This is a genomic window from Acinetobacter baylyi DSM 14961 = CIP 107474 (assembly GCF_000368685.1).
Taxonomy (GTDB): Bacteria; Pseudomonadota; Gammaproteobacteria; order Pseudomonadales; family Moraxellaceae; genus Acinetobacter; species Acinetobacter baylyi.
In genome coordinates this window covers 1,138,098-1,149,757 of the sequence record NZ_KB849628.1, presented here as the reverse complement: position 1 = coordinate 1,149,757, position 11,660 = coordinate 1,138,098, and the positions used below count along the sequence as shown (strand labels likewise).

Sequence of the window (11,660 nt, the reverse complement as noted above, 5' to 3'; positions counted from 1 at the left end):
CATGACCTGAGCGTCACAGCGACTGATCCAGTAGGGAATGAGAGTGGCAAGAGCGATCCATTCACCCTGACTGTTGATCTGACTGCACCGACTGCACCATCGGGTACATTCAATGGTGGTGGTTCTGAGATTACTGGATCTGCTGAAGCTGGATCTGTTGTCAAAGTCAAAGATGCAAATGGTAATGTATTAGGCTCAGCGACTGCAGATTCAAGTGGCAAATATACAGTTACTCTTGCCGATCCATTAAATGATGCTGAAACAGTGAAAATTACAGCAACAGATAAGGCAGGTAATGAGTCACAAGCCACAGATCTAACAGCACCGAATGTTATCATTGATGCTGAAGACAATATCGTTGAGGCTAAGGTCGACTTTACTTACCCAGTTACAGTAAATCCAAGTGAAACTATCATTAATGAGACATCGCTTATTAATATAGGAACTTCTACTTACCCTGGCTATTTTACTGTAGGCCAAGATCAGATAGCGGATGCTGTTATTTCAGTTTCTACTGGCTCTTTGATTAACCTGTTTGATAACGCTGAAATGAAATTGTATAAGCAGCAAGATGATGGTAGCTGGGAGTTGATTGCAGATAATCAATCCCCTGGCTTGCTAGATTTGCTGGGTATTTTTGGTCAAACGACTAAAGTAACTGCCGAAGGATTAACACCTGGTAATTATCGATTTGATTTTACTGGTGGTTCGTTAATCGGCTTAGGCACCTCGATTAAAGCAGATTTGCAGTTAACAACCCAAAATACAGCTGCAAATCCAGTGGTGGGTGATATCACTTCCAAAGAAGGTAATGTAATTACGGATGCTGATGCAACCAATGGTCAGGACCAAGTAACATCACAGACCAAAGTTACAGCAGTCAATGGACAAACAGTTGCTGCTGATGGCACAACTACGATTGTGGGTGAACATGGTACTTTAACAATTAAAGCTGACGGAAGTTACAAATACACGCCTAATAGCGATGTGACTGTAATTGGTAAAACAGACACCTTTAATTATACGATTACCGATGCATCTACAGGTAAGAGTGATACAGCCAAATTGATTATTCAAATTGGAACCAATAGTGATCTTGATTTAACTTGGAATCCAAATAATCCAGAGGCTGATGCAACAAGTGTCGTTGCAACCAATGATGAAGATACCGTTGGTATTGGCGCAACAAATACGGAAACAACCACAGCAGGTCCATCAATCAATGAATCTTGGCTTATTGGTTTAGGTGGTAGTCAAACTGTCACAAGTCAGACAATTACAATTGCTCAAGGTAACTTAGGAGCTGTTGAAATTGGTTTATCGACAAGTTCACTTCTCGGTTTAGGTGGAGCAGCATCGGTACAATTCCAAAAACTTGTAAACAATACATGGACAACGGTAGATACCATTTCAGCAAGTAGTCTTGCTGATCTTATTGGGCTGTTCCCGAATGGTACTGGTAAGGTCTATGATGATTTAGAAGCAGGACAGTATCGCTATATTTTAAACTATAATCGAGGCTTAGGTGTTGCAGGGAACGTATCTGTTTCTAGCGAAGTGACTTCAACAGATCTAGACAGTTACACCATAACCTCTCGTGAAACTGTCCAAGGAAATGTTTTAACTGATGATACGGGTGCAGGTGTAGATAAAGTTGCATCTCATTATACAGATGTTGCCATTTCTCATGATGGATTGACCTATACGACAGTAACCAGTACTGGAATATCTATTCTGGGTACACATGGTACTTTGGTGATTAAGTCGGATGGCAGTTATACCTATACACCAAACAGTACGCTTACTGATGGTGGTGAAGATCAATTTACGTATAAACTAATCGCGCCAAATGGAGATGAATCGACTGCAACACTAACATTCAATGCTGGCTTTGTTTACAACACCAGTGCAGGAGCAGATATTATTACGAGTAGCGCTGGTAATGATACCTATACCACTCATGGTGGTGCAGATACGGTTATTTTCAAATTGTTGAATTCAACTGATGCTACTGGAGGTAATGGTCATGATACATGGACAGACTTTAGTAAAGCTGATGGAGACAAAATTGATATCACTGCATTGCTTAGTGGTCAAAGTGTTAGTAGTTCAACCATCAATAACTATGTAACTGTTACAACGAAAGGTGCAGATACAGTAATCAGTATTGATCGAGATGGCAGTGCTGGTCATACGTATGACTCAACTGAATTGTTAACTCTGAAAAATGTAAATACAACATTGGATGAGTTGCTACAACATAATCAATTATTGTTCTAATTGAAATAATTCAAGCATTAAAAAAAGAGGGCTGTAAAGCCCTCTTTTTTGATTGTTTTAAGAATATTTATAAGATAGTAATTAATCAAATTTATAGATTACATACATGCCAGCACTTAATCTGACATGTAAATTTTAGAAAATAGAAAATTTATTCACCACGGACTACCAATACAGGCAATTTGGTTTCGCCCAATAATTTTTGTGTCACACTTCCCAGTACCAGTTTTCTAACGCCAGTACGCCCATGTGATCCAATCACAATTAGATCTACACGCTGTTCTTCAGCAACCCGTGTAATTTCTTTATGGACTTCCTGACCTTCTATAATTAAGGTATTTACTTCTAATCCGTAACTTAAAAATTTCTTCTGAGCCTCATCCATTATTGTTTTAATAATGTTACGGGTCTGATTAAGTGCATCATCTTGTGTGGAAGTTGGAGAACTGATGTATTCAATATTAATGAAAGGGTCGATAGTAAGTACATATAAAACAGTGACTTCACTATGATAAGTTATTGCCAGATTTGCGGCTTGCTCAATTGCACTGAGTGACGTAGGTGAACCGTCTATGGGTACTAAAATGTGCTGATATCCCATCTTTAACTTGCTCCATTGTTATTTATTAGAAATTTATTATCGATTCACATTAAAGACTACTTACATAGGTTTTAATGTGAATCTTAAAACTATAGCTTTTCTCAAATGAGAAAAAACGGATAGTCATATTTAAAGTAACATAGAACGTTTAAGAAAATAAGTTTCAATACTGAGATTCAAATTTCTGAGAGGGAAGCTCAATCATCCTATAAAATGTGTATGTGATAATCTGTCTATGGATAATCAAATCATGTCAACAGAGCTTTATTCGCAAATCCTTGAAGTAATTGCGCTAGTTCCTTTTGGAAAGGTGGCAACTTATGGACAAATTGCTCGACTTGCAGGTTTACCTAAGCATGCAAGATTGGTTGGTTACACTTTAAAAAATATAGATCAAGCTAGTGATATTCCTTGGCATCGGATTATTAATGCTCAAGGAAAAGTCAGTACATATCATCTCAATCAAATAGGGGAGAACATCCAACTCAATAAATTGAGGGATGAAGGGATTGTTGTTCTAAATGGAAAAATTAATCTAAAAAAATACCAATGGTTAGTCTCACAAAGTTAAAAATCATGGATGAGTAGCACATTATTGCTTGTCGGGAGATTGAGCTTTAACAATGAGAACTGGCTTCAAACTTTCATTTAAAACTTTTTGGGTGACGCTTCCCAAAACCAGTTTTGTGATTCCTGTCCGTCCATGTGATCCCATCATGATTAAATCGACATTCAGGCTCTCAGCTGCTTGAGTAATGACGGATGCAATTGAAAAACCTTCCAAAAGCTGTACGCTTACATCTAGGTCTTCTGAAAGATATTCTGCTCTTATCTTTTCAAGATGATCGAGAATATAACGACGCGCACGTTCAATCATCTCATTGCTTTCACCTGTTTTGACATAGGACTCAGCAATAATGGGATCAAGTTCTAGCACCCCAATAATCGATAATTTACTCTTGAGATCTTGTGCAAGTTGAATAGCGTGCTGGAGTGAAGCAATGGATGGTTCAGAACCATCAACTGCCACTAGAATATGCTTGTAGTGCATGCAGGAGTCCTTATTTTAATGATCAAGTTTGAACTGAATGACTTATCTTTTAGATCAAGTATAAACAGGATAGAATACTTTTTTTATTTTTGTGTTTAAGTTGGTAAGCCCCCAATTTTAGGAGGCTTACTCGATTGATAATTTTAAATATATTCGACACTTACGATTTCATATTCAACTTCACCTTGAGGTGTTGTGATTTTAGCTTCGTCACCTTCACTTTTACCTAACAAGCCTCTGGCAATAGGTGAATTCACTGAAATTTTATTGATTTTAAAATCAGCCTCATCATCACCAACGATTTTATAGGTTTTACGCTCTTCGGTATCCAAATTTTCAATGGTTACCGTTACACCAAAAACCACACGCCCATTCTGTTCTAACTCTTTGACATCAATGATTTGAACGGCACCTAATTTACCTTCGATATCCTGAATACGGCCTTCACAGAATCCTTGTTGCTCGCGTGCAGCATGATATTCGGCATTTTCTTTTAAATCGCCATGTTCACGCGCCTCAGCAATCGCTTGAATGATACGTGGGCGCTCCACACTTTTAAGTTGCTGTAATTCTTTCTCTAGAGCGAGTTTGCCCTCGGGAGTCATTGGATAACGTTGCATTTTAGTCCCTCTGAATGAAATGGGAAAATTACCTTTTCAAAAAATAAAAAGCCCGCCACCGATAAGGTGACGGGCTTATCGGTAACGAATTAACCTACTGTTTGTAAATCTTGCAAGCGATATACATCCATTGGTAATTGAATAGCAAAGGCTTGGCAAACAGCCTCAGCGCCATTGATTGTCGTCGTATAATACACTTTACCCTGTAGGGCTGCACGACGGATCATTGCTGAATCGTACTGAGCTTGTTTACCTTCTGTGGTATTGACAATAAGGTGTATTTCACCATTTTTCAAGCGGTCAACAATATGTGGACGGCCTTCGGTCACTTTATTGACATGTTCACACGCTAAACCAGCAGCTTTAAGTACTTGATAAGTACCGCCCGTTGCAATAAGTTTAAAGCCAAATGCGGTCAATTTTTTGGCAATATCTGCAATGTGCTTTTTATCTGACTCACGTACAGACAAGAATGCATGCTTCACTTCGCCTTCTGTTGGCAAGCCTGGTAAACGTTCATTTGAGCCAAGAACAGCTTTATAGAATGCTTCGCCAAAGGTTTTACCCACGCCCATGACTTCACCTGTAGATTTCATCTCTGGGCCAAGCATTGGGTCTACGCCTTGGAATTTGGCGAATGGGAATACCGCTTCTTTGACTGCAAAGCGAGTCGGAATAATTTCTTTAGTGAAACCCTGAGATGCAAGCGTTTGACCTGCCATACAGCGGGCTGCAACTTTTGCTAAAGAATCACCAATACATTTCGATACGAATGGAACAGTACGCGACGCACGTGGATTCACTTCAAGCACATAAACGTCATCACCTTTTACAGCAAATTGAACGTTCATTAAGCCTACAACACCAAGCTCTTTGGCCATCGCAATAGTTTGGCGACGCATCTCATTCTGAATTGTGTCAGAAAGAGAGTAAGGTGGGATAGAACATGCAGAGTCACCCGAGTGAATGCCTGCTTGTTCGATATGTTGCATGATCCCGCCAATTACGACGTCTTTACCATCAGAAACACAGTCGACATCAACTTCAGTCGCATCATCCAAGAAATGGTCAAGCAGCACAGGTGCTTCATTTGATGCTTGAACTGCATCACGTAGGTAACGCTTTAGTTCATCATCATTGTAGACGATTTCCATAGCACGCCCACCCAACACATAAGATGGACGAACAACCAATGGATAGCCAACTTTAGACGCTTCTGCCATACCTTCTTCAGCAGATTTGACAATGCTGTTGTTCGGTTGACGAAGCTGTAGGCGCTGAATCATTTGCTGGAAGCGTTCACGGTCTTCTGCACGATCAATTGCATCTGGAGATGTACCAATGATAGGCGTACCTGCTTCTTCTAAAGCGCGAGCCAATTTCAAAGGTGTTTGACCACCGTATTGTACGATTACGCCTTTAGGCTTCTCGGTACGTACGATTTCAAGTACATCTTCAAGCGTAACAGGTTCAAAGTACAAACGGTCAGAAGTGTCGTAGTCTGTTGAAACAGTTTCAGGGTTACAGTTGACCATAATGGTTTCATAGCCGTCTTCACGCATCGCAAGAGCCGCGTGTACACAGCAATAGTCAAACTCTATCCCTTGACCAATACGGTTTGGACCGCCACCAATCACCATGATTTTGTCACGGTTTGATGGATTTGCTTCACACTCTTCATCGTAAGTCGAATACATGTAAGCCGTTGAAGATTCAAATTCGGCTGCACAGGTATCAACGCGTTTGTAAACAGGATAGACACCTAAATTCCAGCGTTGCTTACGGAATTGTTTTTGTGAAATACCCATCAAGTTCGCGATACGTAGGTCAGATAAACCTTTACGTTTGAATGCACGAATATTATCAGCATTCAAGTCGCCAAAGCCCAAGGTTTTCACTTGTTCTTCAGTTTTAATGATGTCTTGAATCTGGATCAGGAACCAACGGTCAATCTTGGTTGCATTGAATACTTCATCCAGAGTAAAACCGTGACGGAAAGCATCTGCGACATACCAGATACGCTCTGGTCCAGGAACATTCAGTTCGTGTTGGATTTTTTCACGGGCACCTTCGGTACCAACTTCAATTTTTTCATCGAAGCCACAAACGCCTACTTCCAAGCCACGAAGCGCTTTTTGTACAGACTCTTGGAAGTTACGACCAATAGCCATCACTTCACCCACAGATTTCATCTGTGTAGTTAGTACAGGTTCAGCTTGTGGGAATTTCTCGAAGTTAAAACGAGGAATCTTGGTCACAACATAGTCAATTGATGGTTCAAATGATGCAGGTGTAGTACCACCTGTGATGTCATTTTTTAACTCATCAAGTGTGTAACCCACCGCCAGTTTCGCAGCGATTTTTGCAATTGGGAAACCTGTGGCTTTAGATGCAAGTGCAGATGAGCGAGATACACGTGGGTTCATCTCGATCACGACCATACGGCCATCTTTAGGATTGATACCAAACTGAACGTTTGAACCACCTGTTTCAACACCAATTTCACGAAGAACCGCAATCGATGCATTACGCATGATCTGGTATTCTTTGTCGGTCAATGTTTGTGCAGGAGCAACTGTAATTGAGTCACCCGTGTGGACACCCATTGGGTCAAAGTTTTCAATCGCACAGACAATGATACAGTTGTCGTTTTTATCACGAACAACTTCCATTTCATATTCTTTCCAACCAATCAATGATTCATCAATCAATAACTGGTGAGTTGGAGAGAGGTCGAAACCGCGTTCACAGATTTCAAGAAACTCTTCACGGTTATATGCGATACCACCACCAGAACCACCCATGGTAAATGATGGGCGAATAATGACAGGAAAACCAAATTTTGATTGAATTTCCAAAGCTTCTTGTATGTTTTCAGCAATCGCAGCTTTAGGGCATTCCAAACCAATTTTACGCATAGCTTGGTCAAAAAGTTTACGATCTTCAGCTTTTTCAATGGCATCTTTACTTGCACCGATGAGCTCTACACCGTACTTTTCTAAAACACCATTTTCATCCAGTGCCAGCGCACAGTTTAATGCTGTTTGTCCACCCATGGTTGGAAGCACAGCATCTGGACGCTCTTTTTCGATAATTTGCGCAACAGTTTGCCAAGTAATTGGCTCAATGTAAGTTGCATCCGCCATTGAAGGATCGGTCATGATGGTCGCTGGATTCGAGTTGACCAAAATAACACGATAGCCTTCTTCACGAAGTGCTTTACATGCTTGTGCACCAGAATAGTCAAACTCACAAGCCTGACCAATCACAATAGGACCTGCACCAATAATTAAGATGCTTTTAATATCCGTACGTTTAGGCATTATACGCTCCTTAATTACTTCTTAGCTGCTTCAATAAGTTCGATGAAATGATCGAACAATGGGGCACAGTCATGCGGACCTGGGCTGGCTTCAGGATGACCCTGGAAGCTAAACGCTGGTTTATCTGTACGGTGAATACCCTGGTTTGTACCATCAAACAATGAACGATGTGTTACTTTCAAGTTTGCAGGTAAGGTACTTTCATCAACAGCAAAGCCGTGGTTTTGAGAAGTAATCATCACTGTACCTTGTTCGAGGTTTTGTACAGGATGGTTTGCACCGTGGTGACCATGATTCATTTTCATGGTTTTGGCACCTGATGCGAGCGCTAAAATCTGATGACCTAAACAAATACCAAATACGGGTAGATTTGTTGTTTCGACGATGGTTTTAACTGCTTCAATGGCATAATCACATGCTGCTGGATCGCCAGGGCCATTAGACAGGAACACGCCATCTGGATTAAGGGCAAGTACTTGCTCAGCAGGAGTCTGGGCAGGTACAACAGTGAGTTTACAGCCACGATCTGCAAGCATACGTAAGATGTTGGTTTTGACACCGTAATCATATGCTACGACATGGTATTTGAGTTCAGGTTGAGTAAAACCTTTCCCCAATTCCCATGAACCTTCAGTCCATTCAAAACCATTTGGATCACAGCATTCTTTTGCAAGATCCAGACCGTTTAGACCACCAAAGGCACGTGCTTTAGCTAGAGCTTCTTCTTCTGTAATATTTTCACCAGCCAAAATACAACCGTTTTGTGCACCTTTATCACGCAAGATACGAGTCAATTTACGGGTATCAATATCTGCAATTGCAACAACATTGTGTTGTATTAAGTATTCAGCCAAAGATTGTTCAGAACGGAAATTACTATGAAGTAAAGGAAGATCACGAATGATAAGACCATTTGCCCATACTTTATGGATGCGACCAGATTCGGTGTCTTCTTCGTTACATCCAGTATTTCCGATGTGAGGATAGGTAAGAGTCACAAGTTGTTGTGCATAACTTGGATCGGTCAGAATTTCTTGATAGCCAGTCATGGCGGTATTAAAAACGACTTCACCAGTCGTTGAACCCGTAGCACCGATAGACGTACCTTTAAAGATCGTTCCATCAGCAAGGGCTAAAATGGCGGGGGTGCTCAAACCAAAGCTCCTGAATTAAAACCACAAAAATTAGGGCTGTAAAAAAGCGAGTAGACATAAAAAAAGGTAGGCTGTCTTCAAAAAACACGCCCCTCCCTTCAGTCTGCTCGCTTATAACTTAACAGCGCATTATACGCATGGATAGGGTTAAAGTCCATGTTTTTATTTGGAAATATTGAATTAAAACAATTTATTGTTTTTACTCAATTTTACTTTTTAGCACTGATTAAATTCAGTGAAATATTTGATTGTCCAACAATATTTGCCGATTGATATTTAGAACAGCTTACTATAATCAGCAGGCAGCCAGCATGCCAAATATCATTACGATTCAGGGGAACTGACATGACAACAAAAAAGCCATTAAAAGAAGCAGTACAAGTCCATCAACAGCAAGTTGAGCAGCTTTATACCGAAACGACAGCTCAGGTACAGGATATTTTATCTGATACACAAGAGAAAATTGAAGCTGAAGCAAAAGAATTAAATCAAACTATTCAGACCCAATTGGTTCAAATTAAGTCTGATATTGTCAAACGTCTTGAAGTCATTAAATCTCAATTTAATCACTCTCAGGGTGATTTATCAGAACTTGTTACGGTGCTTAAAAATGAGCTAGTAAATTTATCTGATGATTTAGGTAAAATTGGAAAAGAAGTTAAACAAGATATCAATCAGGTCACACTAAAGCATAAAGATACACTGTCTGGTGTTTTGAAACGCTCGAAGGAACATGCACTTGAAGCATGGAGCAAGGCTCGCGAACGTATTTAAAAAAAGAAAAAAGCGAGATAAAAAATCTCGCTTTTTTTAAAACTGATGTAGCCAGTCACGCTTATTATGAAAATCTGCCTGAGGGCTACTATGCTGCATCGCGTAATATTGAATTCCCTGACTGGTTTCCAGTACAGCGGATAATCCGATATAAATATCCGACCACTTTAAATTAAACTTTTGTATAAACAAGCTTAAATCAAGCCCAATACTCATACCATAATGTGTACGTTCTAGCTTGATCAGTTCAATATCATATGCGGGAACAGGTGGCATATTTTCAGGGTAACGATATTCTTCAAACTGATACACCTGCCATGCCTGAGAAGGGGAGAGATTTACTTCTCGGTAAAAGTCCTCACCTTTGACTCCAATGAAAACCTCAAAACAGGTGCTGTTCCATAAAAAGTCTTGACGAGGATGCGCAACAACCTTTTTTGGCCATGTGATGAATTGATTCGGATCTCTTAACCAAAATCCGATATTAAGTAGATGGGGCGATTGTTGTTCAATCGCACCCACCACAGAAATCGTATCAAAACGATCAAATGCATTTAGTTCATAGCTCGCCATAGATTCAGTCGACTATTTGTTAGCTATATGCGCATGACGAACAAGATTTGAAAGATTTGGATTTTGCTTGGCTGCTTTTTTATAAAGCAAAACAATTTTACCAATTTTCTGAACAGCTTCTGCACCGGTCACTTGAACTAATTCATCAATGACTTGAGCACGAGTTTCACGATCTTCGCCTGCGATTTTGATTTTGATTAATTCGTGATCAGTGAGAGCGCGATTTGCTTCTTCGATAACACCTTCAGTCAATCCCTGACCACCGATCATGACTACTGGATTGAGCGCATGCCCGATTTGACGTAAACGTTTACGTTCTTGGATAGATAAAGCTGCCATTGAAACTACCTAGGATTAAAAGCGCTTTAGTATAACAAACTACGTGATCAAACGCGCTAGGCTTTGTTGAAATAATCGATTAACACCATAGAAAAAAATCACATAAAAGCATATTGATTAGATACATATCCATACTGCAAGCATATTGATTTTCACGTACAATATAAGATCGGAAGTTTTTTAATATTTAGTAAGTTATGGCGACACGCATCACCAACCAGAAGTTATCTAAAAGTAGTCGTGCGTGGATGAGAGAGCATCTGGATGATCCCTTTGTTAAAAAGGCTCAAAAAGAGGGCTATCGAGCACGTGCTGCGTATAAACTTCTTGAAATTCAAGAAAAATATCGGCTGATCAAACCTGGTATGACCGTAGTAGATTTGGGAGCAGCTCCAGGAAGCTGGTCTCAAATTGCTGGTAAACTTGTCGGTAGTAAGGGATTGGTCATCGCGTCTGATATTTTGGCAATGGATACTCTGCCTGATGTGACATTCCTGCAAGGTGACTTTCGGGAAGAAGAAGTATTCGAAAAATTGTTAAATATTTTAAATGGGCGTACTGTAGACATTGTAATTTCAGATATGGCCCCCAATACATCAGGTAATAGGGCAGTAGATCAGCCACGTCAGATTTATTTATGTGAATTGGCTTTAGATTTTGCTCAAAAAGTACTTGGTCCAGATGGTCAGTTTGTCGTTAAAGTTTTCCAGGGATCAGGTTTTGATGAATTTCGTAAGCAGGTTGTCGATAGTTTTGATGTCCTAAAAACTGTAAAACCTGCTGCCTCTCGTGCACGATCAAAAGAAGTTTTCTTGATCGGTCAGGGCCGTAAAAAAGCCTTGCAATAAAGTTTACTTGCCAATCTGCTAAAAATTGTGCATTTTGTACTTTTTGAAATTGCAAGCACGAGACTTGCTGTGTACTACGGTCAACCCATGTATGTGG

The 11,660-nt window shown here is 40.1% G+C and carries 11 protein-coding genes; 4 read left to right on the top strand and 7 right to left on the bottom strand.

Annotated elements, in window-relative coordinates:
• On the top strand, positions 1-2,280 hold a 2,280-nt coding region (locus F952_RS14695; RefSeq protein WP_004929357.1), incomplete at its 5' end, for a BapA/Bap/LapF family large adhesin.
• A 151-nt stretch (positions 2,281-2,431) separates the two neighbouring features.
• Here the strand turns inward: F952_RS14695 and F952_RS14690 are convergent.
• The gene (locus F952_RS14690) at positions 2,432-2,881 is read right to left on the bottom strand and encodes a universal stress protein (RefSeq protein WP_004929355.1); all 450 of its coding nucleotides are present in this window, start codon (positions 2,879-2,881) and stop codon (positions 2,432-2,434) included.
• A 250-nt stretch (positions 2,882-3,131) separates the two neighbouring features.
• Between F952_RS14690 and F952_RS14685 the strand changes: the two genes are divergently transcribed.
• Complete coding sequence (locus F952_RS14685; RefSeq protein WP_004929353.1) at positions 3,132-3,452, top strand: MGMT family protein; 321 nt, start codon at positions 3,132-3,134, stop codon at positions 3,450-3,452.
• 21 nt (positions 3,453-3,473) lie between these two features.
• Here F952_RS14685 and F952_RS14680 read toward each other — a convergent pair whose 3' ends face one another.
• The 4 genes from F952_RS14680 to carA all read right to left on the bottom strand — a co-directional run bounded on the left by F952_RS14680 (position 3,474) and on the right by carA (position 9,029).
• A complete protein-coding gene (locus F952_RS14680; RefSeq protein WP_004929351.1) occupies positions 3,474-3,932 on the bottom strand; it encodes a universal stress protein in 459 nt (152 codons plus the stop codon).
• A gap of 143 nt (positions 3,933-4,075) precedes the next feature.
• Positions 4,076-4,552, bottom strand: a complete 477-nt coding sequence (gene greA, locus F952_RS14675) for a transcription elongation factor GreA (protein WP_004929349.1) — start codon at positions 4,550-4,552, stop codon at positions 4,076-4,078.
• An 89-nt stretch (positions 4,553-4,641) separates the two neighbouring features.
• Positions 4,642-7,875, bottom strand: coding sequence for a carbamoyl-phosphate synthase large subunit (gene carB, locus F952_RS14670; protein WP_004929344.1), 3,234 nt, complete (start codon positions 7,873-7,875; stop codon positions 4,642-4,644).
• A gap of 14 nt (positions 7,876-7,889) precedes the next feature.
• Positions 7,890-9,029, bottom strand: a complete 1,140-nt coding sequence (carA, locus tag F952_RS14665; RefSeq protein ID WP_004929341.1) for a glutamine-hydrolyzing carbamoyl-phosphate synthase small subunit — start codon at positions 9,027-9,029, stop codon at positions 7,890-7,892.
• A gap of 345 nt (positions 9,030-9,374) precedes the next feature.
• Here carA and F952_RS14660 point away from each other — a divergent pair, with 345 nt between their 5' ends.
• Entirely contained in the window at positions 9,375-9,803 is a 429-nt protein-coding gene (locus tag F952_RS14660; protein ID WP_004929337.1) for a hypothetical protein, read from the top strand.
• A gap of 36 nt (positions 9,804-9,839) precedes the next feature.
• On the opposite strand, the gene F952_RS14655 is transcribed toward F952_RS14660, so the two are convergent.
• Together F952_RS14655 and yhbY are read right to left on the bottom strand one after the other, a co-directional pair.
• Entirely contained in the window at positions 9,840-10,376 is a 537-nt protein-coding gene (locus F952_RS14655; RefSeq protein WP_004929335.1) for a DOMON-like domain-containing protein, read from the bottom strand.
• 12 nt (positions 10,377-10,388) lie between these two features.
• Positions 10,389-10,715, bottom strand: coding sequence for a ribosome assembly RNA-binding protein YhbY (yhbY, locus tag F952_RS14650; protein ID WP_004929332.1), 327 nt, complete (start codon positions 10,713-10,715; stop codon positions 10,389-10,391).
• A gap of 197 nt (positions 10,716-10,912) precedes the next feature.
• Between yhbY and rlmE the strand changes: the two genes are divergently transcribed.
• Positions 10,913-11,563 (top strand): 23S rRNA (uridine(2552)-2'-O)-methyltransferase RlmE, encoded by a 651-nt coding sequence (gene rlmE, locus F952_RS14645; RefSeq protein ID WP_004929330.1) that lies wholly within the window; start codon positions 10,913-10,915, stop codon positions 11,561-11,563.
• Positions 11,564-11,660 lie beyond the last annotated feature (97 nt).